Annotated in this window: 26 protein-coding genes and 1 pseudogene; 13 read left to right on the plus strand and 14 right to left on the minus strand. The window is 68.5% G+C overall.

The annotated features are described in order from the left end of the window. Nucleotides 1-108 precede the first annotated feature (108 nt). From ychF to VF592_RS00695, 5 genes are all read left to right on the plus strand, one after another. Nucleotides 109-1,209: a redox-regulated ATPase YchF gene (ychF, locus tag VF592_RS00675; RefSeq protein ID WP_331003664.1), complete on the plus strand. Its 1,101-nt coding sequence runs from the start codon at nt 109-111 to the stop codon at nt 1,207-1,209. A gap of 105 nt (nt 1,210-1,314) precedes the next feature. Next, on the plus strand, nt 1,315-1,626 hold the full coding sequence (locus VF592_RS00680) for a hypothetical protein (RefSeq protein WP_331003665.1): 312 nt from the start codon (nt 1,315-1,317) through the stop codon (nt 1,624-1,626). Between the two features lie 48 nt (nt 1,627-1,674). Continuing rightward, nucleotides 1,675-3,105: a hypothetical protein gene (locus VF592_RS00685; RefSeq protein ID WP_331003666.1), complete on the plus strand. Its 1,431-nt coding sequence runs from the start codon at nt 1,675-1,677 to the stop codon at nt 3,103-3,105. A 63-nt stretch (nt 3,106-3,168) separates the two neighbouring features. Further along, nucleotides 3,169-4,392: an ectonucleotide pyrophosphatase/phosphodiesterase gene (locus VF592_RS00690; protein WP_331003667.1), complete on the plus strand. Its 1,224-nt coding sequence runs from the start codon at nt 3,169-3,171 to the stop codon at nt 4,390-4,392. 25 nt (nt 4,393-4,417) lie between these two features. Next, nucleotides 4,418-4,909 carry a MaoC family dehydratase gene (locus tag VF592_RS00695; protein ID WP_331003668.1) on the plus strand — a complete coding sequence of 164 codons (492 nt, stop codon included), beginning with the start codon at nt 4,418-4,420 and terminating at the stop codon, nt 4,907-4,909. A gap of 84 nt (nt 4,910-4,993) precedes the next feature. Here the strand turns inward: VF592_RS00695 and VF592_RS00700 are convergent, their stop codons facing one another. The 5 genes from VF592_RS00700 to petA form a co-directional block, all read right to left on the minus strand. Continuing rightward, nucleotides 4,994-5,608, minus strand: coding sequence for a hypothetical protein (locus VF592_RS00700; RefSeq protein ID WP_331003669.1), 615 nt, complete (start codon nt 5,606-5,608; stop codon nt 4,994-4,996). 78 nt (nt 5,609-5,686) lie between these two features. Continuing rightward, nucleotides 5,687-6,223, minus strand: a complete 537-nt coding sequence (locus VF592_RS00705) for an adenine phosphoribosyltransferase (RefSeq protein ID WP_331003670.1) — start codon at nt 6,221-6,223, stop codon at nt 5,687-5,689. 112 nt (nt 6,224-6,335) lie between these two features. Further along, nucleotides 6,336-7,178 carry a cytochrome c1 gene (locus VF592_RS00710; RefSeq protein WP_331003671.1) on the minus strand — a complete coding sequence of 281 codons (843 nt, stop codon included), beginning with the start codon at nt 7,176-7,178 and terminating at the stop codon, nt 6,336-6,338. A 33-nt stretch (nt 7,179-7,211) separates the two neighbouring features. Then, the gene (locus VF592_RS00715; protein ID WP_331003672.1) at nt 7,212-8,498 is read right to left on the minus strand and encodes a cytochrome b/b6; all 1,287 of its coding nucleotides are present in this window, start codon (nt 8,496-8,498) and stop codon (nt 7,212-7,214) included. 11 nt (nt 8,499-8,509) lie between these two features. Continuing rightward, complete coding sequence (petA, locus tag VF592_RS00720) at nt 8,510-9,097, minus strand: ubiquinol-cytochrome c reductase iron-sulfur subunit (protein WP_414714115.1); 588 nt, start codon at nt 9,095-9,097, stop codon at nt 8,510-8,512. 165 nt (nt 9,098-9,262) lie between these two features. Between petA and VF592_RS00725 the strand changes: the two genes are divergently transcribed. The 3 genes from VF592_RS00725 to VF592_RS00735 are packed head-to-tail and all read left to right on the plus strand — an operon-like array spanning nt 9,263 to nt 11,181. Next, on the plus strand, nt 9,263-9,721 hold the full coding sequence (locus VF592_RS00725; RefSeq protein WP_331003673.1) for a tRNA (cytidine(34)-2'-O)-methyltransferase: 459 nt from the start codon (nt 9,263-9,265) through the stop codon (nt 9,719-9,721). Nucleotides 9,722-9,748: 27 nt separating this feature from the next. Beyond that, on the plus strand, nt 9,749-10,603 hold the full coding sequence (gene hemF, locus VF592_RS00730; protein WP_331003674.1) for an oxygen-dependent coproporphyrinogen oxidase: 855 nt from the start codon (nt 9,749-9,751) through the stop codon (nt 10,601-10,603). After that, complete coding sequence (locus tag VF592_RS00735) at nt 10,594-11,181, plus strand: GNAT family N-acetyltransferase (RefSeq protein ID WP_331003675.1); 588 nt, start codon at nt 10,594-10,596, stop codon at nt 11,179-11,181. The genes hemF and VF592_RS00735 overlap by 10 nt, the downstream gene beginning before the upstream one ends. Here the strand turns inward: VF592_RS00735 and VF592_RS00740 are convergent. Continuing rightward, nucleotides 11,178-11,903: a hypothetical protein gene (locus VF592_RS00740; RefSeq protein WP_331003676.1), complete on the minus strand. Its 726-nt coding sequence runs from the start codon at nt 11,901-11,903 to the stop codon at nt 11,178-11,180. The two genes, VF592_RS00735 and VF592_RS00740, sit on opposite strands and share 4 nt — an antisense overlap. Then, the gene (locus tag VF592_RS00745; RefSeq protein WP_331003677.1) at nt 11,903-12,781 is read right to left on the minus strand and encodes a hypothetical protein; all 879 of its coding nucleotides are present in this window, start codon (nt 12,779-12,781) and stop codon (nt 11,903-11,905) included. The genes VF592_RS00740 and VF592_RS00745 overlap by 1 nt, the downstream gene beginning before the upstream one ends. A gap of 107 nt (nt 12,782-12,888) precedes the next feature. On the opposite strand from VF592_RS00745, the gene lipB reads away from it, so the two are divergent. The 3 genes from lipB (at nt 12,889) to VF592_RS00760 (ending at nt 14,837) form a co-directional block, all read left to right on the plus strand. Beyond that, on the plus strand, nt 12,889-13,542 hold the full coding sequence (gene lipB / locus VF592_RS00750; protein WP_331003678.1) for a lipoyl(octanoyl) transferase LipB: 654 nt from the start codon (nt 12,889-12,891) through the stop codon (nt 13,540-13,542). A gap of 104 nt (nt 13,543-13,646) precedes the next feature. Next, nucleotides 13,647-13,940, plus strand: a complete 294-nt coding sequence (locus VF592_RS00755) for a hypothetical protein (protein WP_331003679.1) — start codon at nt 13,647-13,649, stop codon at nt 13,938-13,940. Nucleotides 13,941-14,132: 192 nt separating this feature from the next. Further along, nucleotides 14,133-14,837, plus strand: coding sequence for a hypothetical protein (locus VF592_RS00760; protein ID WP_331003680.1), 705 nt, complete (start codon nt 14,133-14,135; stop codon nt 14,835-14,837). Here VF592_RS00760 and queE read toward each other — a convergent pair. The 6 genes from queE to parE form a co-directional block, all read right to left on the minus strand. Then, a complete protein-coding gene (gene queE / locus VF592_RS00765; RefSeq protein WP_331003681.1) occupies nt 14,834-15,466 on the minus strand; it encodes a 7-carboxy-7-deazaguanine synthase in 633 nt (210 codons plus the stop codon). The genes VF592_RS00760 and queE overlap by 4 nt on opposite strands. Then, nucleotides 15,463-16,146, minus strand: coding sequence for a 7-cyano-7-deazaguanine synthase QueC (gene queC / locus VF592_RS00770; RefSeq protein WP_331003682.1), 684 nt, complete (start codon nt 16,144-16,146; stop codon nt 15,463-15,465). The genes queE and queC overlap by 4 nt, the downstream gene beginning before the upstream one ends. A gap of 183 nt (nt 16,147-16,329) precedes the next feature. Then, the gene (locus VF592_RS00775; protein WP_331003683.1) at nt 16,330-17,250 is read right to left on the minus strand and encodes an Hsp33 family molecular chaperone HslO; all 921 of its coding nucleotides are present in this window, start codon (nt 17,248-17,250) and stop codon (nt 16,330-16,332) included. A gap of 47 nt (nt 17,251-17,297) precedes the next feature. Beyond that, on the minus strand, nt 17,298-18,224 hold the full coding sequence (gene argF, locus VF592_RS00780) for an ornithine carbamoyltransferase (RefSeq protein WP_331003684.1): 927 nt from the start codon (nt 18,222-18,224) through the stop codon (nt 17,298-17,300). Then, entirely contained in the window at nt 18,217-19,407 is a 1,191-nt protein-coding gene (locus VF592_RS00785) for an aspartate aminotransferase family protein (RefSeq protein ID WP_331003685.1), read from the minus strand. The genes argF and VF592_RS00785 overlap by 8 nt, the downstream gene beginning before the upstream one ends. A 101-nt stretch (nt 19,408-19,508) precedes the next feature. After that, entirely contained in the window at nt 19,509-21,488 is a 1,980-nt protein-coding gene (parE, locus tag VF592_RS00790; protein WP_331003686.1) for a DNA topoisomerase IV subunit B, read from the minus strand. A 156-nt stretch (nt 21,489-21,644) separates the two neighbouring features. On the opposite strand from parE, the gene VF592_RS00795 reads away from it, so the two are divergent. Then, nucleotides 21,645-22,616, plus strand: coding sequence for a hypothetical protein (locus tag VF592_RS00795; RefSeq protein WP_331003687.1), 972 nt, complete (start codon nt 21,645-21,647; stop codon nt 22,614-22,616). Between the two features lie 265 nt (nt 22,617-22,881). Here VF592_RS00795 and VF592_RS00800 read toward each other — a convergent pair whose 3' ends face one another. Next, nucleotides 22,882-23,586 (minus strand): GcrA family cell cycle regulator, encoded by a 705-nt coding sequence (locus tag VF592_RS00800; RefSeq protein ID WP_331003688.1) that lies wholly within the window; start codon nt 23,584-23,586, stop codon nt 22,882-22,884. Nucleotides 23,587-23,652: 66 nt separating this feature from the next. On the opposite strand from VF592_RS00800, the pseudogene VF592_RS00805 reads away from it, so the two are divergent. Beyond that, nucleotides 23,653-23,828, plus strand: a pseudogene (locus VF592_RS00805) (multidrug ABC transporter permease); the annotation flags it as partial.

A 23,828-nucleotide genomic window follows, 5' to 3' on the forward strand; every position in this document is an offset into this window, starting at 1 on the left:
CGAGCGCGCGGCCTTGTTCAATCGGTTCGACCGATTTCCACCGGGGTGGCAAGCGCGCGCGCTTGGTTCTAGGGCGGCGGCGACCAACTTCGTTTCCAGGAACACGCAATGGGTTTTCGCTGCGGCATCGTCGGCTTGCCGAACGTCGGCAAATCGACGCTCTTCAACGCGCTCACCGAGACCGCGGCCGCGCAGGCCGCCAATTATCCCTTCTGCACGATCGAGCCGAACGTCGGCAACGTCGCGGTGCCCGACGAGCGGCTGCAGAAGCTGGCGGCGATCGCCGGGTCGGCCAAGATCATCGAAACGCAGCTCAGCTTCGTCGACATCGCCGGGCTGGTGCGCGGCGCGTCCAAGGGCGAGGGGCTGGGCAACCAGTTCCTGGGCAATATCCGCGAGGTCGACGCGATCGTCCATGTCCTGCGCTGCTTCGAGGACGGCGACGTGACGCATGTCGAGGGCAAGGTCGATCCCGTCGCCGACGCGGAGACGGTCGAGACCGAGCTGATGCTGTCCGACCTGGAAAGCCTGGAGAAGCGCGTCCCCAACCTCGTCAAGAAGGGCCAGCAGGGCGACAAGGAGGCCAAGATCGGCGCCGCCGTGCTGGGCCAGGCGCTGGAGCTATTGCGCGCGGGCAAGCCGGCGCGACTGGTCCAGCCCAAGGATGTCGAGGAGGCGCGCGTTTTCGCCCAGGCGCAGTTGCTGACGGCCAAGCCCGTCCTCTATGTCTGCAACGTCGGCGAGAGCGAGGCGGCGGAGGGTAATGCGCTGTCCGCCCGGGTGTTCGCCAAGGCCGCGGCCGAGGGCGCGGAGGCGGTGGTCGTGTCGGCGGCGATCGAGGCGGAGATCGCGACCATGCCGCCCGAGGATCGGGGCGAGTTCCTAGGCGAGCTTGGGCTGACGGAGACGGGGCTCGCCCGCGTGATCCGGGCCGGGTACAAGCTGCTCCATCTGCTCACCTTCTTCACCGTCGGTCCCAAGGAGGCGCGCGCCTGGACCGTGGAGGTCGGGGCCAAGGCGCCGCAGGCGGCGGGCGCGATCCATTCCGATTTCGAGCGCGGCTTTATCCGCGCGGAGACGACGGCGTTCGACGATTTCGTCCGGCTGGGCGGCGAGGCCGGAGCGCGCGACGCGGGCAAGCTGCGCCAGGAGGGCAAGGACTATGTCGTCCAGGACGGCGACGTGATGCTGTTCCGGTTCAACGTGTGAGGCGGGGCATACACGGTGGCGTCGCCGATGCAGGCGGGCTTTCTCGGCTTCCTGCCCGGATCGGTCGGGTTCCTTTGGCCGCGTTGGTCGGCTAGATAGCCGGGGATGCTCGCCCGGTTGATCCTGTTCCTGCTCGCCTTCGCCTTGGCGGCACCGGTCGCGACGGCGGCTTGCCACGCGCGGAGCTCGGAGCATCATGCCGCCGCGCCGTCGCATCACGGATCCGCGCCGGTCGAGCGCGACGAGGGGATCGCCCCCGCCACGGCGTGCGTCGGCTGCGTGCCGCCGTCGAACTGGACGCCTGGGCGCATCGGCGCGTCGGTGCCGGTGGCGGTCTTTCCGGTGTCGTCACCTGTCCACGCGCTCGTGATCGGGCGGGACGCGCCGCCTGCCCTGCCCCCTCCGCGCTTCGGGTGATCGCGCGGGCTTCGGCCCGTTCCTTTCCCCTTAGTTTCGGAAATCATCATGACCAGGACGACCCTGCTCGCCGCGAGCGCGGCGGCGGCGCTGTTCGCCGTTCCGGCGGCGGCGCAGCACCAGCATCACGCACCTCCCTCGCCCATACCGGCGCCCGCGCCTGCCCCGCACGATCAGGGCGCGATGGCTCACGACCAGTCCCGCGCGCCGCTCACCCCTGCCATGCCGACGGACGAACCTCCCTCGGCGCCCGACCATGCTGCGATGGACCATAGCGCCATGGGGCACGGGTCGACCGCCACCGCCATGTCCATGATGATGGGCATGGGCCGGGACGATTACCTCACCGGCTCGGGCACCGCGCGGCTGCCCTATCTGGAGGCGCCGATGCGCGGGACGATGGTTCATGCGGGCGCGTGGATGCTGATGGCGCATGGCTATGCCTGGGGCGTGTATGACGACCAGGGCGGGCGGCGCGGCGATGACATGGCGTTCATCACCTCGATGGCGATGCTGATGGGCGACCGCGACATCCCTGGTCCTTGGGGCGACCGCGTCCATGTCCAGCTACGCGCGATGGGGAGCCTGGAACCCGCCATGGGCGCGCGCGGCTATCCTAACATCTTCGCGGTGGGCGAGGTGGCGAACAACCGGCCGCTGGTCGATCGCCAGCATCCGCACGACCTGTTCATGGAGCTGTCGGCGCGGGTCGATTATCGGCTGGGGGGCGGCGACAGCCTGTTCCTCTATGGCGGGCCGGTGGCGGAGCCGGCGCTGGGGCCGAGCGCCTTCGTCCACCGGGCGTCGGCGCGCTACCTGCCGCTGGCGCCGATCACGCATCACTGGTTCGATTCGTCGCACATCACCTATGGCGTGGTGACCGGCGGCTATGCGGCGCCGCGCTGGCAGATCGAAGCGTCGGCGTTCCGAGGGCGCGAGCCCGACGAGCGGCGGTGGAACATCGAGGCGCCCAAGTTCGACAGCTGGAGCGTGCGCGCGAGCTGGACGCCGAGCCCCGCCCTGGCGATGCAGGTCAGCCATGGGCGACTGAAGAGCCCGGAGGAGTTCCACCCCGACGAGGACGAGGCGCGCACCACCGCCAGCATCCATTATGCGACCGGGCCGGTGACGACGACCTTCGCCTATAGTCGCAAGGACCGGCTCCCCGGCCCCGTGCTGCCCGCTTGGCTGGCGGAGGCGAGCTGGGAGATCGACGCGCGTCACGCCGTGTTCGGACGGCTGGAGCATGTCCGGGCCGACGAACTGTTTCCCGACGAGGACGATCCGCTCCACGACCGGCTGTTCGACGTGACCAAGCTGGAGGCGGGATACGCCTATCGCTTGCCGATCCTGGGGCCGCTGGGCGTCGCGCTGGGCGGGACGGTGGCGGGGTATCTGAAACCCGATGCGCTCGATGCGGCCTATGGGCGCAACCCGGTGAGCTGGACGTTGTTCTCGAAGCTGGTGCTCGGCCTGTGAGGCGACATGCGGGTGCCATGAAGCGGGTCTATCGGACGGCCTTTCCATGGGAGCGATGAGCACATGAAATCCCTGCTGGCGGCCGCCGCGCTCCTGCTGTCGGGGTGCGTGGCGGGCGCTTCCCCACCCGCCACGATCGCAAATGTCGAGCGACGCCCGCCGGTGACCATCCTGGTATCGATCGACGGCCTGCGGCCCGACTCGCTCGGGCGGGGCGACACGCCGGTGCTCGACGTGTTAGCGACGGCGGGAGCCGCCGGAGCGATGCGGCCGTCCTTCCCGGCCAACACCTTTCCCAATCATTATACGCTGGTGACGGGGTTGCGCCCCGATCGGCACGGGGTCGTCGACAACACGATGGAAGATCCCGCGCGGCCGGGTGTCCGCTTCACCATCGGCGACCCGAAGCAGAATCGCGACCGGTTCTGGTGGGAGGGGGCGGAGCCGATCTGGGTGACGGCGGAGCGCGCCGGGATACGGGCGGGTACGATGTTCTGGCCGGGCACCGAGGCAGCGATCGGCGGCGTGCGGCCGAGCGTGTGGGTGCCGTACGTGGCGGATATCGGCAGCGCGGAGCGGGTACGCTTCGTGCTCGACTGGCTGCGCCGACCCGAGACGGAACGGCCGCGCCTGCTGACGCTGTATTTCGACCAGGTCGACAAGGCCGCGCACGAACAAGGCTATGGCTCCCCCGAACAGACGGAGGCCACGCGCGAGATCGACGCGCAGATCGGCGTCTTACGCGACGGGCTGGCCGCGCTCGGTCAGCCGGCCAATCTGGTGGTCGTGTCCGATCACGGCATGGCGCCGGTCCCTCCCACCCACTTGATCGACCCGGCCGATATCGCCGACGAGGCGATCATGCGAACGGCGCAGGGCGGCCCGATCCTTTATGCCTGGCCCAAGCCGGGCGCCGAGGCGGCGGTGGCCGCCCGGGTGCTGCGACCCCGCGCGCATCTGCGCTGCTGGCGACGCGGAGAGCTGCCGGCGCGGTTCCGGTTCGGGCGACATCCGCGCGTGCCGCCCTTTCTGTGCATGGCGGACCTCGGCTGGCGTTTCGCGGTGCCGGGTGGGCGGGCCTATCTGAAGGGCGAACATGGCTATGACCCCGCCGAGCCGTCGATGCGCGCGATCTTCATCGCCAACGGCCCCGCATTCCGCCCGGGCAGGCGTGTGGCGGAGTTCGACAATGTCTCGGTCGCGCCGCTGCTGCGCCGGCTCATCGGGCTGCCGCCCGCGCCGGGGCTGGACGGGACGGCCGCGCCGTTCAACAAGGTGCTCCGGTGACGGGCTTCGCGCGACAGGAGATCGGATGCAGTATTTCGAGGATATCGAGGTCGGGGCGGTCGCCCGCTTCGGCAATTACCAGGTCACGCGCGAGGAGGTGATGGAATTCGCGGCGCGTTACGATCCCCAGCCCTTCCACCTGTCGAACGAGGCGGCGGCGGCGACCCATTTCGGGCGGCTGTCCGCCAGCGGCTGGCACAGCTGCGCGATGGTGATGTCGATGATGGTCGAGAATTTCACGGCGAACCGCCAGGCCGGGCTGGGGTCGCCGGGCGTCGACGAGCTGCGCTGGCTGAAGCCCGTCTATCCGGGCGACACGCTGCGCTGTGAAACCGAGGTGCTGGAAAAGCGCCGGTCCGAGAAGCGGCCCGAAATGGGCATCTTCCGAAGCCGCATGACGGTGCGCAACCAGCATGACGTGTCGGTGATGACGTTCATCTCGACCGGGCTGGTATCGACGCGGCCGGACGGCGCAGCCAGCGGCGTCGAGGCCGACGTGGAGGCGCACCCTTCATAAGGGTGCGCCCGTTCCCGCGCGCCGTCGAACGCGCCCGAGCCGCGCCCGAGTGGCGCGCTCGGTCGCGCCTGCGGCGAGCAGCGCTCAGTTCCGGATCGCGCGCCGATTCTCACGGCGTAGCTGCCGCGTGTCCTGACGCCCTTCGCGCCGGAACTGGCGATTGTCGGTGCGGCGTTCGGCCCGGAACTGATCGCGGGTGACGGTGCCGGCGCGGAGTTCCTGACGGTCGCCGCGACGGTCGGCGCGGAACGCCTGGGTGTCGGCACGACGGTCCTGGCGATAGTCGCGGGCATTCTCGCGCACCTCGCGGCGGTCCTCGCGATATTCGGCGCGACCGCCAGGATAGGTGTTCGGGTTGGCGCGGTTCAGCGCGCGCGCACCGGCAAAGGCATTGCCGCGGCGGCCTTGGAAATAGCGCTGCTGATCGGCGTTCCAGCGATAGGGGCGCCGATTGCGGTCGAACACGTACACGCCGGTGCCGGGATAATAAAAGTCGTTATACCAGCCTCCACCGACACCGGCATAGCCCAAGCCGCCATAGCCAAAGCCGTCATAGCCGTATCCATCGTAACCATAGCCGGCGGCATAGGGCGATCCGTAGCCAAGCCCCAGGCCGCCATAGCCATAGCCGTCGGTGCAGGCGCCCGCGCCCAGCCCCAATGCGATCGCGCCCAATGCGATCCCGATCCGCTTCAACATGGCACGTTCTCCCATACGAGGGCGGGCAAGCACGCGCCCGCGAACAAGCCTAGAACGAGCACGGCCTGTCGCGGTTCCTCAATGGCCGGGAAAGCTTACCAGTGAGGTCACGTCCACCCCGTCTGCGCGCAGCGCATCGGCGCCGCCGAGATCGGGCAGGTCGACCAGGAACTGCGCCTGGACCACCTCGGCGCCCGCGCGGCGGAGCAGGCGGACGGCGGCGCGGGCGGTGCCGCCCGTCGCGATCAGGTCGTCGACCAGCAGCACGCGAGCACCAGGCGCGCAGGAATCGGCGTGCATGGCGATCCGGTCCTCGCCATATTCGAGCGCATATTCCTCCGCGATCGTAACGCCGGGCAGCTTGCCGTCCTTGCGGATCAGGAGAACGCCGGCGTGAAGCGGGATGGCGAGCGCGGCGGCGAACAGGAAGCCCCGCGCCTCGATCCCGGCGACCAGATCGACGGGACCGATGGCGGACGCGGCCATGGATTCGACCGACATGGCCAGACCCTGGGCGTCGAGCAGCAGGGTCGTGATGTCGCGGAACTGGATGCCGGGCCTGGGGAAGTCCGGGATGGTGCGGATCAGCGCGGCGAGGTCGGGATTGGCGGTCACTGGCGCTGTCCTTCGCTCTCTCGGGCGGGAGCGGCCGGGGTGGTTCGACGCCTGCGCGCCTCCCGCAGGCCTATCCCCTGCTCCTCCCACCACCGGGAGGAGCGACGCCCGCTCAATGCTTCATGTCGGCCCAGACATTCTTGTACGCGCCATAAGCCAGGAAGCAGAAGATCACGATGAACAGCACCGCGGCGAGCCCGGCCGCGTGGCGACGCTCGAGATTGGGCTCGGCGGTCCAGGTCAGGAAGGCGGCCACATCGCGCGCCATCTGGTCGACGGTCGACTTGGTCCCGTCCGAATAGGTGACCTGCCCGTCCGAGGCGAGCGGCGGCGGCATGGCGATGTTGAGATTGGCGTAATAGGGGTTGTAGTGGAGCCCGTCCGGCGTCTTCGCATCGGGGAACTTCGCCACCACCTCCGCGGGCTGCTCGCGATAGCCGGTCAGCAGCGAATGAATATAATCGGTGCCGTCGTCGCGCGCCTTGACCATCAGCGACAGATCGGGCGGCAGCGCGTTGTTGTTGGCGGCGCGGGCGGCGACCTCGTTGGCATAGGGCGAGGGGATGCGGTCGGAGGGGAGGTTCTTGCGCGTCGCGGGCTCGCCCGTTTCCTCGTTGATGCTGGGCTGTTCGACCGGCCATTGCTGCGCGATCGCCTTCACCTCGGCCTCGTTATAGCCGATCTGCTCCAGGTCGCGGAACGACACGAGCCGCATCGAATGGCAACCCGCGCAGACTTCCTTGTAGACCTGGAAACCGCGCTGGAGCTGGGCACGGTCCCATTTGCCGAACACGCCGTCCGACGAGAAGCCGGCCGGGCGCGGCTCGAGGTGGAACTCGTGGCTCGCGGACTCGGGCGCGGGGGTACGGACCGCGTCGATGATCGTCGAGACGAGCCCGATCAGCAGCACGGCGATGAAGCCGAGCCCGATCAGAAAAGCGATTTTGCGAACCATGGGTGTGTGACAGTCCTGATAGATCGGATCGGGCTATGCGACGGCTGCGGTCCGGGCGGGGCTGGTGCCCCCATGGCGTGCCAGCACGGCGTCGGTGATCGAATTGGGCATGGGGCGCGGACGCTCCAGCCGCGACACGATCGGCAGATAGACGAGGAAATAACCGAAATAGATCGCGGTCGCGATCTGCCCGAGGATGACGTTGCGCGCGCTGGCCTCCGCACCGCCGACATAGCCGAGCAGCAGGATCGCGAAGAGCAGCACCAGCAGCCCCCAGCGCACGGCCGGGCGGAAATTGGCCGAGCGCACCGGGCTGGTGTCGATCCAGGGGAGGAAGAACAGCAGCAGGATCGACCCGAACATCGCCAGCACGCCCCACAGCTTCGCCGGCAGGATGAAGTCGACGGTGAAGGACTTCAGGATCGCGTAAAAGGGCAGGAAATACCATTCGGGAACGATATGCGCGGGCGTCGAAAGCGGGTTGGCCGGAATGTAGTTGTCCGGATGGCCGAGCAGATTGGGCGAGAAGAAGATCAGCAGCGCGAAGATCAGCATGAACACGCCCAGCCCGACGCCGTCCTTGGCGGTATAATAGGGATGGAAGGGCACGGTGTCCTGCGGCCCCTTCACCTCGACGCCGGTCGGGTTGGACGAACCGGGGATGTGGAGCGCCCAGATCTTGAGGATCACCACGCCCGCGGTCACGAAGGGCAGCAGATAATGGAGCGAGAAGAAGCGGTTGAGCGCCGAATTGTCGGGCGCGAAGCCGCCTAGCAGCCAGATGCGCAGCGTCTCGCCGACGACGGGAATGGCCGAAAAGAAGCCGGTGATGACCTGCGCCCCCCAGAAGCTCATCTGACCCCAGGGCAGCACATAGCCCATGAAGGCGGTCGCCATCATGAGCAGGAAAATGGTCACGCCGAGCAGCCACACCATCTCACGCGGGGCCTTGTACGACCCGTAATACAGGCCGCGGCCGATATGGATGTAGACCACGGCCAGGAACATCGACGCGCCGTTCGCGTGGGCGTAGCGCAGGAACCAGCCCGCATTGACGTCGCGCATGATACGCTCGACCGAGTCGAAGGCGACCGTGCCGTTGGCGGCGTAGTTCATCGCCAGCGCGACGCCCGTCACGATCTGAATCAGCAGCGCGGCGCCCGCGAGAACGCCGAAATTCCAGAAGTAATTCAGGTTGCGCGGGACCGGATAACCGGCGCCGATCGCGTTATAGGCCAGACGCGGAAGCGGCAGCTTCTCGTCGAGATATTTCATCAGGGGAGCGCGCGGCTCGTATTGCTTGGCCCAGGGAAAGCTCATGATCTGCTACCTCAACCGACGGTCAGGACAGTGTCGGAATTGAACTGGTATTCGGGAACCTGAAGATTGGTCGGCGCGGGCCCCGAACGGATCCGGCCGGCCGTGTCATAGGCCGAGCCGTGGCAAGGGCAGAAATAGCCGCCGAACGGCCCTTTGTTCTCGCCCTCGCCGGCGCCCAGCGGCACGCAGCCGAGATGGGTGCAGACGCCGAGCGTCACCAGCCAATTCTTTTTGCCTTCCTTGGTCCGCTCGGCGAGCGACTGCTTGTCGCGCAGGTCGCCCAACGGCACCGCGTCGGCGGCGGCGATCTCGGCCGGGGTCAGGTTGCGGACGAACAGCGGTTGCTTGCGGAACTGGGTCTTGATCGCCTGGCCGGGGGCGATCTTGGACACGTCGACCTCGGTCGAGGACTGGGCCAGCACGTCGGCGGCCGGGCTCATCTGGTTGATGAGCGGCAGCACGATCGCGACGGCGCCCACCCCGGCAAAGGCGACGGCGGCGACGTTGATGAAGTCGCGACGGCGCGGATCGGGCAGGTCGCCCTTGGCCGCCATGACCGGCGACTCGCCGATCGGAAGCTGGTCTTCAACAGTCGCCATTCAAAACAGCCCTTGGATGTCTTCGGACGAGCCCGACGATTGGCCCGCGATGGAGGATGTCCGGCCCGTTCCACGCACGGACCGTCGTGGCCGGCCTGATAGCCACGGGAAGCCGCTTTTGCCAACTACCTTTTACCGGAGAGGCACCTTGCGTTACCGGCCGCCATGCGCATCGCCCTGTTCGAACCCGATATCGCGGGCAATGTCGGCACGATCCTGCGCCTGGGCGCCTGTCTGGACGTGGCGGTCGACCTGATCGAGCCGATGGGCTTCCCCTGGGGCGACCGGGCGCTGCGCCGCGCCGGGATGGACTATGCCGGGATGGCCGACGTCCGGCGCCATGCCGATTGGGCGGCGTTCCGGGCCGCGACGACGGGCCGGATCGTGCTGGCGACGACGCGCGGCGCGGTGGGTCTATGGGATGCCGCCTTCCGGCCGGACGACGTGCTGCTGCTCGGGTCGGAGGGGCGCGGCGTGACCGAGGAGGTCCATGCCGCCGCCGCCCTGCGCGTCGCGATCCCGTTGCGCGCGGGAATGCGGTCGCTCAACGTCGCGGTGGCCGGGGCGATGATCGCGGGCGAGATGATGCGCCAGCTTCGCGCGGTTCCGCTCCCCTCGACTTGACGCCGGGGCTGTGGATAGAAGGCGGAGATGCCCGACCTCCCCACCCCGCTTGATCCGCAACAGGCCGCCGCGCGCGCCTGGTTCGAATTGCTTCGCGACCGCATCTGCGCCGAGTTCGAGGCGGTGGAGCGCGAAGCCGGGTCGGACGCGCGGTTCGACTATATCGGCTGGGATCGCGTCGACCCGTCGGGCGAGCCTGGCGGCGGCGGGGTACGCGGGGTGATGAAGGGCCGCGTGTTCGAGAAGGTCGGGGTCAACGTCTCGACCGTCGGCGGCACGTTCGACGGCGAGTTCGGGCGCACGGTCCACGGCGCGGGCGACGATCCGCGCTTCTTCGCGACCGGCATCAGCCTGGTCGCGCACATGGCCAATCCCCATGTGCCCGCCGTTCACATGAACCAGCGCTTCCTGGTGACGACCAAGCGCTGGTTCGGCGGGGGCGCGGACCTGAACCCGCCGCTGCCGATCGCGGAGGACACGGCGGACTTCCATGCTAGCCTCAAAGCGGCGTGCGACCGGCACGACCCGGACTATTACCCCCGCTTCAAGACCTGGGCGGACGAGTATTTCTACATTCCCCACCGGCAGGTGCACCGGGGCGTGGGGGGCGTGTTCTTCGACCATCTGGAGGGCGGGTTCGACGCGGATTTCGCCTTTGCCCGCGCGATCGGCGAGGCGTTTCTCGACATCTATCCGCGGATCGTGCGGCGGCGGATGGCGACGCCCTTCAGCGGTGCGGACATCGCCGCGCAACGGGTGTGGCGCGGGCGCTATGCGGAGTTCAACCTGGTCTACGACCGGGGGACGTTGTTCGGGCTGAAGACCGGCGGCAATATCGACGCGATCCTGATGAGCCTGCCGCCGGTCGCCAATTGGGACTGATCCCCGTCCCGGCCGACCATGTCGGGACGGTGGTGACGACGCTGGAGATGCGGGTCCGGCCCCTGCTCGGCCCAATCCCGCCCTCCCCGCTTTGCCTGGAACGGTGGCGCGCGCCCGATCCCGCCCGGTATCGCGCGCTCTTTCGCCGGGTGGGCGAGCCCTGGCTCTGGTATTCGCGGCTGACGATGGACGACTCCCGGCTGCTCGCGATCGTCCATGACAAGCGGGTGGAGGTCTTCGCGGTGCTCGACGGCGCGGGCGCCGAGGTCGGGCTGCTCGAACTCGACCTTCGGCACGAAGGAGTCACCGAGATTTCCTATTTCGGACTGGTGCCCGAACTTGCCGGGCGGGGTCATGGGCGGTGGTTGATGGCCCGCGCATTGGACCTTGCGTGGCGATCGGGGACCGGGCGGATATGGCTCCACACCTGCACGCTCGACCATCCCCGCGCGCTCGGCTTCTACCGGGCCCAGGGCTTCGCGGCGACGGGGCGGACGCTGGAGACCTTCCCCGACCCGCGCCTGGCGGGCATCCTGCCGCGCGACGCGGCGCCGCACATACCGTTGCTGGGCGGCTAGCCGAGCCGGCGATAGGCGCTGACCGCGATCAACACCTGCGCGATCCCGGCGAGCGTCGAGGCGATCGCCAGGCCGGCCGCGCTCACGACGTTCGCAAGGACGCTCGTCCCGGCCATGTCCAGCATCGCGAAAGGCTGGGCGAGGATCATGTTGCCGAGCAACGAAGTCCCGGCGAGCGCCATGAGGGGCAGCCCCGCGCCGCGGCTGAGGACGAAGGAGCGCGCCACCGCTCCCATCGCGCTCACCGGGCGCTCGGCGACCAGCACCGGCCCGACGAGCATCGCGCGTCCCATGACATAGAGGCCCGGCAGGACCCAGAGATAGAGTCCGGCCGCCGTCGGGATCGCGACGAGCAGCAGGGCGAGCAGATAGCGCGGCAGCAACAGGCCCGCGCGTCGAAGCGCGGTGCCGATATCGGGCGCATGGTGGTCGAGATAGGCCGATTGGAGCGCCGCGGTGCCGAAGGTCGTGATCCCGAAGACGAGCAGATACCAACCGCCATGGGCCCGCGCCCAGCCGGTCAGCGTGGCGGCCCAGGCAAGCGCCTCCGCCTCCGGCGACCCGGCGCCGGGCGTCGGCGCGGCGGGCCAGCTCGGCACGAGCAGCGCCAGCGCGAAGGCCGGGAGAAAGAGAAAAGGCCCCGCGACGCGGAGGACCCAGTCCCGGTCGCGGCGGAACAGGCCCCACGCCTCGGCCAGGACGGGCTGGATCGCGATGGGCATCAGCGGGCGGGGTGCGCGTCCCCGATCGGCGTCCCGTGCTCGTGCGCGGTCAGACGCCGGTAGAGCTGGGCGGCAAAGGCATAGGCGAGAACGCTGAGCGCCGTCGCGACCAACGCGCCGACGACCGCACCGATGAAGCGCGCCACCCCGCTATTCCCCGCGCCCAGGATCAGCCGGAACGGGATGAACGTCACCCACTCCGCCGCGCTGGTCGCGACCGTCAGAACGATCGCGTACAGGACCAGGACGCCGACCAGCTTGAACCCGAGCCCCCGTGTGAGGCGGAAGGCCCGACCGATCGCGCGCAGGCCGAGTCGCTCGTGCAACACCGTCGGAAGCAGCGGCATCAGGCGCGCGAACAGCCACAACAGGACGCCGAGCAGGAAAAGCGAGTAGAGAAGAATGAACAAGCCGCTGCCCCGGCCAAGGTTCGACACCCCACCGGGCTGACCCATGGTGGTCATGTCCACACCGGCCGCGGCCAGCACCGCGATGACGGGCAAGGTCGGCAGCGTCAGCGCAAGCGTGAGCACCAGCGTCACGCCGAGCAAGGCAGGAAGCCTGGCGGAGGCCTGTCCCCTGGCCGACGGCGCCGTCGTGCCCGGCGCGCTGGTGATCGCGGTGATCGCCAGCGCGCCCCACAGCGTCAGCACGAGTAATCCGAGCATCAGCGCGAAGCGTAGAAGCGCCGAACCCGTCGCGGGCGCCACGACCGCGTTGCCGGCCGCGCCACCCGCATAGAGGGCCAGCCCCGCCTGGACGACGCTGGGCAGGAAAATGGCCGATGCGGCGATCGGCAGGATCAGCGCCAGCCGCCCGCGCACCGCCTCGACGGCGGTGTCCCATACCGAACCGATGCCGACCTTCGCTTCCGTCACCGCGCTTACCCCTTGGCTTTTCCGACCAGCGCCGTCGCTAGCCCATGCGCACCAGCTTTGCCATCGGCGCGGTTGCGCGGGCGGGACGGGTATCGCACAGGCCGGGAGTGGATCAGCTTCCCCCCGACATCGAATGGCGCGTCACGGCCGGGCTGGCCCCCTATGCGGAGGCCGTCGCCGAGATGGAGGCGCGCGCCGCCGACGTGGCGGAGGGGCGCGCGCGCGAACTGATCTGGCTGCTGGAACATCCGGCCGTCTATACGGGCGGGACGAGCGCGGTCGACGCCGAGCTGCTCGACCCGCGTTTCCCCGTGGTCCGGACCGGGCGCGGCGGGCGGTACACCTATCACGGGCCGGGGCAGCGGATCGGTTATCTGGTGCTCGACCTGGCGAAGCGTGGGCGCGACGTGCGCCGATTCGTCCATGCGTTGGAGCAATGGGTGATCGCGGCGCTGGCGCGCGCCGGAGTCGCGGCGTTCACCGTGCCGGGCCGGGTCGGCATATGGACGCTGGACGGCGGCCGGGAGGCGAAGATCGGTGCGATCGGGGTGCGCGTGCGGCGCTGGGTCACGCTTCACGGCTTCGCGGTCAATCTATCGCCCGACCTGTCGCATTTCGGCGGAATCGTGCCCTGCGGCATCGGCGACGCCGGAGTCACCAGCTTCGAGCGGCTCGGAATCGCACGCGACCGTGAAACCTTCGACATGGATCTGGCGTTAACGGCCCGGACCTTTCTGCAAACTCTTTCTTGCCCGCCGTAAATGGAGGGTTGAGAGCCGCGTGCGTTCGGTTTAATGTCCACTGCGATTTGGGTGATAGCAGCCTTGTGGTGCCGTCCAAATCCTTATCACAAGGGAGCTTCCAAATGCGTGCACTGATTTCCAAGGTTCTGACCGGTTCGATGATCGCCGGTGCGGCGCTGCTCGTGTCGGCTTGTGGCGGCAACAACGAGACCGCGACCGAGAACACGATGGTCACCGACCTGAACACCACCGAGGGCATGGACACGATGTCCGACAACATGACCGCCGTCGACGGTGGCATGAACAGCGGCATGATGGCCAACGACTCGATGATGATGTCGAACGACACCATGATGGCGAACGACACCATGATGACCAACAGCACGACGACGACGACCACCAGCAACGCGATGTAAGTCGCGGGTCGTATCGACCCGTTTCGAAAGGGGCCGTCCGGGCAGACCGGGCGGCCCCTTTTTCATGGGCGCTCCGTCGGCTCGGCGCAGTGCCCGACCGCTCGGGCGCGAACGCGACGAAATGGTTAAAAAGCATTTGGGCCCGCGCCGCTAATCCAGTAGATTCCGCAGCTTGCCGAGCGGGAGGGTATGATGAGGGTGTTGCGTGTGGCCGTGGGCGCGGTGATGGGGACGTGTGCGTTGAGCGCCGCGCCCGCCTCCGCCCAGTTCTTTCTCCAGTCCAAGCCGATGGCGGGCCAGCCGGTAAAGGGCGACGAACCGGGCATCATCGGCTCCCCCATGCCCGATGCTACGCCCGACGAGTTGCGCGCGGGTCTGGTCTGGACGATGCGCGCCGCGCTCAACGTCGCCGCGCTCCAATGCCAGTTCGAGCCGACGCTCAACACGGTGCGCAACTACAACGCGCTGCTGGCCGATCATCGGGACGAGCTGAAGGGTGCGTTCGACACGCTGTCGAAATATTTCACGCGGACGGGCAAGACGGCCAAGGCCGGGCAGACCGCGCTCGACCAGTTCGGGACGCGCATCTATTCCAGCTACGCCACCGTCGGCGCGCAGCGCGGTTTCTGCCAGACCGCCAACACGATCGGCGCGGACGCGAACTTCACCCCGCGCGGACATTTCGGCGAGCTGGCCGAGGCGCGGATGCAGGAGTTGCGGAACAGCCTGGTGCCGTTCGGCGAGCAGCGTTTCCCCCGCCACGAATGGCGCGACGTGGCGCTGACACGCCCCCGACTCGACACGATCTGCTGGAACAAGAAGGGCGAATGGCAGGCCAAGAAATGCGGCGTGTCGACCTGGCCCGATCTGCCGGCGGTCGGCATCGCGTCGCGCTAACGCAACCCCAGCAGCTTGTGCGTCTGCAGGCTCAGCCGCCAGCGTGGACGTTCCATGACGAGCGCGACCGCCGCTGCCTGATTCGCGGGGGCGTTCGCATCGTCCAGCGGCTGGATCAGATGCTGGGCGAAATCCCATGCCTCCAGCGCGACCGGATCGATCCCCGCCTGCGGCCAGACGAGCTTCAGCTCGTCGCCCCGGCGCTGGACGATGTCGCTGCCGGCCTTGGGGCTGATGCACACCCAGTCGATGCGCGGGTGGGTCGGCAGCGTACCGTTGCTTTCGATCGCGATCCGGAAGCCGGCGGCGTGGAGCGCGTCCACGACCGCATCGTCGACCTGGAGCATCGGCTCCCCGCCGGTCAGGACGACGAAGCGACGGTCGTGCCGGTCGCCCCAATGATCCGCGACCGCGGCGACCAGCGACCGCGCATCGGCGAAACGCCCTCCGCCCACCCCGTCGATCCCGACGAAATCGGTATCGCAGAAGCGGCACACCGCCGTCGCACGGTCCTGTTCGCGGCCCGACCATAGGTTGCACCCGGCGAAGCGCACGAACACCGCGCGTGCACCGGCATTGGCGCCCTCGCCCTGAAGCGTCAGGAAGATCTCCTTGACGGCATAAGTCATCGGGCGGCGTAGGCCGTCGGATCGACGACGCCCGCCTCGACGAAACCCTTGGCGCGCAGCCGGCACGAATCGCACAGGCCGCAGTGAAGCGCATCCGCGGTCGGATCGTAGCAGGACCAGCTGAGCCCCATGTTCAGTCCGAGTCGCGCGCCTTCGCGGACGATATCGGCCTTGGTCATGTGCTGCAGCGGGGCGCGGATACGGAAGGGCGCACCCTCCACCCCCGCCTTGGTCGCGAGATCGGCAAGCGATTCGAACGCGGTGATGAATTCGGGGCGGCAATCGGGATAGCCCGAATAGTCGAGCGCGTTGACGCCGATGAACAGATCGCGCGCGCCCGCCGCCTCCGCCCAGCCTAGCGCGAGCGACAGGAAGATGGTGTTGCGCGCGGGAACATAGGTGACGGGGATGCCCTCTCCGACCCCGTCCTTGGGCACGTCGATCGCATCGGTCAGCGCCGAGCCGCCGAAGCGCGACAGGTCGAGCGGAAGCACCACGTGCCGTGCCGCGCCCAGGGCGGCGGCGACGCGCGCGGCGGCCGCGAGTTCGACGCGGTGACGCTGGTTGTAATCGACCGAAAGCGCGAGCAGGCGATAGCCGCTCTCGACCGCGAGCGCGGCCGCCACCATCGAGTCGAGGCCGCCCGAAACAAGGGCGACCGCTAGAGCTTGCTGTTGCATGATCGCGCGCGAGCTAGGCGAGACGAGGCGCGCGCGCAACCGCCGGAAAAACAGGCACCCGAAAAAACGGCCGCCCCGAAGGGCGGCCTAGAATGGCCGTCAGGCCAACAAGGGAGAAGCGTGCCGAAGGGGCACGACCACCCTTTCCTGCACGACGACCGGTGAAGAACGCGTAAATGCCGGTCAGTTTCCCGAAACCAGCTCTGCCCCCACGCGGATCGGAAAATTCCGTGCGCAAAACTTGCAGTCGACGGTGATGACCCCTTCCGCATCGGCCATGTCACGCTGCTCCTCGATCGGGAATTTGCCGATGACGCTCGCGATATGCTCGGGCGTGCAGCGGCAGCCCTGGGCCAGTGCGATGGACGCGAGCACGCGCACTTCGCTTTCCTCGTTGAACAGACGCCATATCAGGGTCTCGAGCGGCAAAGCCGGCTCGGCGAGCTCGTCGGCGCCCATGGTGCCGCCGAGCGCGGCGACATGCTCCCATTCGGGATGATCAAGGCGGGTGTGGAGGCGCTCGCGGCCGTCCTCGCCCTCGGGCAGGTGCTGGAGGAACAGCCCGCCCGCGATCGTGCTGCCGTCGGGGCGCTTGCGGACGGCGACGCGGACCAGGCTGGGGATCTGCTCCGACTGGACGAAATAACTTTCGGCGGCCTGCGACAGCGTATCGCCGTCGAGCGGCACGATGCCCTGATACCGCTCCTTGGTGACCGCCAGGTCGAAAGTGATGGCCAGATAGCCCTGGCCGAACAGCGCGAACAGCGTCGGATCCGCGGGCAGCTCGGCCAGCCGGTCGGCATCGTACTGGACATAGCCGCGCAGCTCGCCGCCCTTGTAGTCGCACACCAGCAGCTCGACCACGCCGCCCTTGTTCTGCGCCTGCATGGTGAGCTGGCCCGACGCGTCCTTCAGCGTCGATCCGATCAGCGCGGCGAGCGTCAGCGCCTCGGCCAGCAGGGCCTCGATCGCGGGGGGATAGGCATGGGCCGACAGCACGGTGTCGAGCACGGGGCCGAGCCGCACCATCCGCCCGCGCGCGCTGCGCGAGGGGATCGCGAAGCCGAGCGCGCGGTCGAGGTCTTGGGTCTTCAGGTCGGGCATCGGGTGAAGATAGGGCGCGGGTCGTCGGGATCAACGCTGCGCGATGGTCAGCCGATCTGCCCGAAACACCAGCGCAGGATCGATTTCTGCGCGTGAAGCCGGTTCTCCGCCTCGGCCCAGATCAGCGATTGCGGACCGTCGATCACCTCGGCGACGACCTCCTCGCCCCGATGGGCGGGGAGGCAGTGGAGGAAAGCGGCACCGGGCTTGGCGCTGGCCATCAAGGCGGGCGTGACCTGATAGGGCATCATCGCCGCCAGCTTCGCGTCGGCATGGTCCTGACCCATCGAAATCCAGCAATCGGTCACGACCAGATCGGCCCCCTCGACCGCCTCGACCGGAGACGCGACCGCGCGCGCACGGCCGGCGCCGAGGGCGAGCATCGCCGCGTCCGGCTGGAACCCCTGCGGGCAGGCGGCGACCACGTCGAAATGCATCAGCCCCGCCGCCTCGATCAGTGAGGCGAGGACGTTGTTGCCGTCGCCGAGCCACGCGACCTTGAGGCCCGGCAGCGCGCGGCCGGTCTCCAGCACGGTCAGCAGGTCCGCGACGATCTGGCAGGGATGCGACAGGTCGGTGAGCCCGTTGACGACGGGCACCGACGCGTGACCGGCCAGTTCCTCGATTTTGACATGGTCGTCGGTCCGCAGCATCACCGCGTCGACATAGCCCGACAGGATGCGCGCGGTGTCCGCCACGGTCTCGCCCCGGCCGAGCTGCATCTGCCCCGCCTCCATGACGATCGTCTGGCCGCCGAGCTGGCGCATCGCCATGTCGAAGGACACGCGGGTGCGGGTCGAGTTCTTCTCGAACACCATCGCCAGCACATGGCCGGCGAGCGGCGCGTCGGCGTCGACGCGGCCCTTGGGCCAGCCCGCCCGCGCCGCCTTGCGGTCGAGCGCGTCGGCGAGGATCGCGGCGAGCCCGTCCGCGCCCGCATCGGCGAGCGACAGGAAATGGCGCGGCTCAGTCATCGGCGGCGGGCACATAGACGCGCGCCGCCTCGCTCAATTTCTCGACGCATTCGGCGATATGGCTTTCGTCGATCACCAGCGGCGGCAGGATGCGCACGACGTTCTCGCCGGCGGCGACGAGCAGCAGGTCGTGATGATCGCGCGCATGGGCGACGAAGGCGCGGCTGTCGCTCTTGAGCTTGAGGCCGAGCATCAGCCCGTGCCCGCGCACATGATCGAACAGCGCGTCGTGGTTCGGGATCATCTGTTCGAGCGAGGACCGCAGGCGCCGGCCCATATCCTCGACATGCTCCAGGAAGCCGGGTTCGAGGATCACGTCGAGCACCGCCTCGCCCGCCGCCATGGCGAGCGGATTGCCGCCATAGGTGGAGCCGTGGGTGCCCGCGATCATGCCCTTGGCGGCCTCCTCAGTCGCCAGACACGCGCCGAGCGGGAAGCCGCCGCCGATGCCCTTGGCGACCGCCATGATGTCGGGCGTCACGCCGTAGAGCTCATGGGCGAAGAAGCGCCCTGTCCGTCCATAACCGCACTGGACCTCGTCGAGCACCAGCAGCAGCCCATGCTCGTCGCACGCCGCGCGCAGGCCCTTCAGGAAGGCTTCGGACGCGGGGCGCACCCCGCCCTCGCCCTGAATCGGTTCGACCAGGAAGCCGGCCGTGTGCGGGCCGATCAGCGCCAGCGCCGCCTCCAAATCGTCGAACGGCGCATAGGCGAAACCGGGGAGCAGCGGCTCGAACCCGTTGCGCAGCTTGTCCTGGTTGGTCGCGGAAATGGTGCCGATCGTGCGGCCATGGAACGCCATGTCGAAGGTGATGAGCTCGTGGCGCTCGGGATGGCCGTTGGCGAAATGATAACGACGGGCGGTCTTGATCGCGCACTCGACCGCCTCGGCGCCCGAATTGGTGAAGAACACCGTGTCGGCGAAGCTGTTCTCGACCAGCCGGGCCGCCAGTGCCTCGCCCTGGGGCGATCCGTAGAGGTTCGACACGTGCATCAGCGTCGCCGCCTGTTCGGCGATCGCGCCGACCAGCCTGGGATGGCCATGCCCCAGCGCGTTGACCGCAATGCCGCTGGCGAAGTCGAGGAACTTGCGCCCATCCTCGCCGTACAGATAGCAGCCCTCGCCGCGCACCGGCCGCACCCCGCAGCGGGGGTAAACGGGCATGAGGGCGGTGATGGCCACGGGGCGACACTCCTGGAAACGGAAAAGGCGACCGATGGCGGCCGCCTCCATTCGCTAATAGGGTTCGGGGCCGGGAAGCGTCAACCGCTTGCCCGAACGGATCAGGCGTCCAACGCCTCTTCCTCCACCCGCGCGGCGTTTTCCTGGATGAAGGCGAAGCGGTGGGCGGGGTTGTTGCCCATCAGCCGGTCGACCAGGTCCTTGACCCCCGCCCGCTCCTCATATTCCTGCGGCAGGGTGATGCGGATCATGCCGCGCGTCTTGGGGTCCATCGTCGTCTCGCGCAGCTGGATGGGGTTCATCTCGCCCAGCCCTTTGAAGCGCGACACCTCGACCTTCTTGCCCTTGAAGGCGGTGCGCTCGATCTCGGCGCGGTGGGCGTCGTCGCGGGCGTAGAGGGACTTCGCGCCGACGGTCAGGCGGTAGAGCGGCGGCTGGGCGAGATGGAGGTGACCCTTGCGCACCAGGTCGGGCATCTCCTGGAAGAAGAAGGTCATCAGCAGCGTCGCGATATGCGCGCCGTCGACATCGGCGTCGGTCATGATGACGATGCGCTCATAGCGCAGCAGGCTGGCGTCGCAGTCCTTGCGGGTGCCGCAGCCTAGGGCCTGGATCAGGTCGGCGATCTCCTGGTTCGCCAATATCTTGGCGCTGGTCGCCGAGGCGACGTTGAGGATCTTGCCCCGGATCGGCAGGATCGCCTGGGTCTTGCGGTCGCGCGCCTGCTTGGCCGATCCGCCCGCCGAATCGCCCTCGACGATGAACAATTCGGTGCCCGCCGGATTGTCGGCCGAACAGTCGGTCAGCTTACCCGGCAGGCGCAGCTTGCGCGCGGAGGTGGCGGTCTTGCGCTTGACCTCGCGTTCCTGCTTGCGCCGGAGCCGGTCGTCCATGCGTTCGAGCACATAGCCCAGCAGCGCGCGGCCCCGGTCCATGTTATGGCTGAGCCACAAGTCGAAATGGTCGCGTACCGCCTTTTCGACGAGGCCGGCGGCTTCGGGCGAGGTCAGCCGGTCCTTGGTCTGCGACTGGAATTGCGGCTCGCGGATGAAGACGGAGAGCATCAGCTCCGATCCGACCATCACGTCGTCGGCGGTCACGTCCTTGATGCGCTTGTCCTTCACCAGCTCACCGAACTGGCGCAAGGATCGCACCAAGGCCTGGCGCAGGCCCTGTTCATGGGTGCCGCCGTCGGGGGTCGGGATGGTGTTGCAATACCAGCTATAGCTGCCGTCGCTCCACAACGGCCAGGCCACCGCCCATTCGACGCGGCCCTGGTCGCCCGGAAAATCCTGGCTGCCCGCGAAGAAGTCGGCGGTGGCGCAGTCGCGCCCGCCGATCTGCTCGCGCAGATGGTCGGCCAGGCCGCCGGGGAACTGGAACACCGCCTCGCCCGGGGTGTCGTCGGTGATGAGCTCGGGCGCGCACCGCCAGCGTATCTCCACGCCCGCGAACAGATAGGCCTTGGACCGCGCCAGCCGGTGGAGGCGCGCGGGCTTGAAGTGAAGCTCCGGGCCAAAGATCTCCGCGTCGGGGGTGAACGCCACCGACGTGCCGCGCCGGTTGGGGGCGCCGCCGAGCTGTTCGAGCGGCCCAAGGGTCAGCCCGCGCGCGAAACGCTGGCGGTAGAGCTTCCGGTCGCGCGCGACCTCGACCACCGTGTCCGACGACAGCGCGTTGACGACGCTGACGCCGACGCCGTTAAGCCCGCCGCTGGTCGCATAAGCCTTGCCGGCGAACTTGCCGCCCGAATGGAGCGTCGACAGGATCACCTCCAGCGCGGACTTGTCCGGAAATTTCGGGTGCGGGTCGACGGGGATGCCGCGACCATTGTCGACGACGGTCAGCCGATCGCCGGGTTCGAGCATTACCTCGATGCGGGTGGCGTGGCCCGCTACCGCCTCGTCCATCGCATTGTCGAGCACTTCGGCGGCGAGATGGTGGAGCGCGCGTTCGTCCGTGCCCCCGACATACATGCCCGGACGACGCCGGACGGGCTCCAGTCCCTCCAGAACCTCGATCGACGACGCGTCGTAGCTGCCGGCGGCCTGCGATGCGGTGGAGAAGAGGTCGGAGGACATATCGGGAACTCGATACGCCGCCGCCGCGCTCGTGCCAAGTCGGTCGCCCCCGTCGGTGTTGCCGGAAAAACACGGTTTGCGGGAATCCCTTCGCAGATGCACCCAAATCGCGTAATCGACGTTACTGCATCCGAACCAACCTCAGGAGTTTTGCCCATGCGTCACACTTTGCTGACCGGCCTGGCCGGCCTTTCTTTCGCGCTCGGCGCCCCCGCGCTGGCCCAGGACATGGGAACGGCGGTCGCCGATCCGGCCACCCAGACGGCGCCTGCCCCCTATGAGCCCGCCGCGCCCGCCGCTTACGAACCCGCCGTCACCACGACCGCCGATCCGGCGACCGAGGACGCGCCGTTCAGCGGCCTGTATGTCGGCGGCTCGTTCGGCGGCGCGGTTCAGCCGGGTGATGGCGGATCGTTCATCCGCTTCGATCGCGGTCTCGACGGCAATTTCGGCGACACGGTCACCACCGGTGCCGGCGCGAATGCCTTTGGCGCCCCCGTGGGTGGTTTCTGCAGCGGCGCGGCGACCACGGCGACGTCGCTGACCAGCCCCGCCGGCGGCTTCTGTTCGAAGGACCGTGACGGCATCGAGTATTACGGCAAGGTCGGTTTCGACGTTCAGGCGGGCAAGATCGTGTTCGGCGCGTTGGGCGAATTCGGTCGCGCGGAAATCCGCGACAGCGTTTCCGCTTTCTCGACCACCCCGGCGGCCTATATCCTGACCCGCAAGATCGAGTGGGAAGCCACGGCGCGCGCGCGGCTTGGCTTCGTGGCCGGGCGATCGACGCTGTTCTACGGGACCGGCGGCGGCGGCTATGTCAGCCTCGACCGCGATTTCCGCTCCATCGGCAATTCGGCGAATGCCTTCGAAGTACGCGGCAAGCGTCGTCAGTTCGGCTTCGTCGCGGGCGGGGGCGTCGAGCAGATGATCGGCAACAACTTCTCGATCGGCCTGGAATATCTGTTCCACCAGTATCAGGACAAGGACACGCGCGGGCGCGTGACGCAGGGCACGGCTCCCAGCACCAACCCGTTCGTCGCGAACGGATCGGCCGGCACCGATTTCCGTCGCTCGGACCCGCGTTTCAGCTGGCACAGCCTGCGCGCCACTGCGGCGCTGCGCTTCTAAGGCACGGGGCGGGCGGCGACACGTCGTGTCGCCGCCCGCCCCACCCGGTATGGTCGGAGGCCGGCGAGGTATGCACCGAGCATCTGCTCAGGCGGGCTCTTGACCGCCTGGCGCAAGAAAAAGGCCCGCTGGTCGTGTGACCAGCGGGCCTTTTTCGTGGCGCTTGCGGAGAAGGCCGGAGCCGGTCACGGGCGAAGCCCGAGACGTCGAACGCGGCTGTGGCCGCGTCGGCCGGGGGGCACAGCGTCTGCGCCGGCCTTGCCGGTTAGCGAACCCGGGGGCCCCCGAACGGTAGCGGCGGCGGCGGGCGCCGGTCGCGCCGCGGCAATTGCGCCTGATAGGCATGGCCGCAATGCGCGACGCAATAGGGGAAGCCCGGGTTTACCTTGTCGCCGCAGAAATGGAAATCGGCCTCGCCCGGGTGACCCAGCGGCCATTTGCACACACGCTCGCTGAGATCGAGCAAGGTCGTCTTGCCCGCGATCTCGGGCGAGGGCTTTGCCGGCACGAGCCGACGCGGCGGTGCCGGAGTCAGCGGGGCCTGCTGCTCGCCGGGCGTCTGACGCAGAAAGCCGCCGGGGCCGACCGAGCGGAGCACAGGCTGAGGCGCGGCCGCCACCTGCGGCACCGGATCGCCCTCCTCTTCCTCGTCGTCGACCATCTCCTCAGGCTCGTCGGCCGCGATCAGGTCGGGCTCGGGTGCGATCGCGACGACCGGCTCGGGCATGGGCTCGACCTCGATCTCGACCTCCATGGGGGGCGGCGCCTCCGCGACCGGCTCGGGCTCCGCCACTATGGCCGGCTCATTGGGTCGTACCGGCGAGGGGCGCGACTGCAGGCCCAGGCGGTGCGCCTTGCCGATCACCGCGTTGCGGCTGACCCCGCCCAGCCCCTCGGCTATCTGGCTGGCGGTCTGCCCCGCTTCCCACATCGTCTTCAGCGTCTCGATACGCTCGTCCGTCCAGCTCATTCGCTCGGTTCCAGTCCATCAAATGGGCGGTTGCGGCCCCCAGTCGCAGCGGTTACGCCGCGCCGCATGAGCAGCCAACCCCCGGAAAGCGCTATCCCAGACCGATCGGCGGTACGTAGCGCCCCCGGGGTGCCCGTCATCCGCAACGTCAACTGGGGCGGCCTCAAGACGCTCTATGTGAAGGAGGTGCGCCGTTTCTTCAAGGTGCAGCTCCAGACGGTCTGGGCACCCGCGATCACCAC

This window comes from Sphingomonas sp., from assembly GCF_036388435.1.
Taxonomy (GTDB): Bacteria; Pseudomonadota; Alphaproteobacteria; order Sphingomonadales; family Sphingomonadaceae; genus Sphingomonas.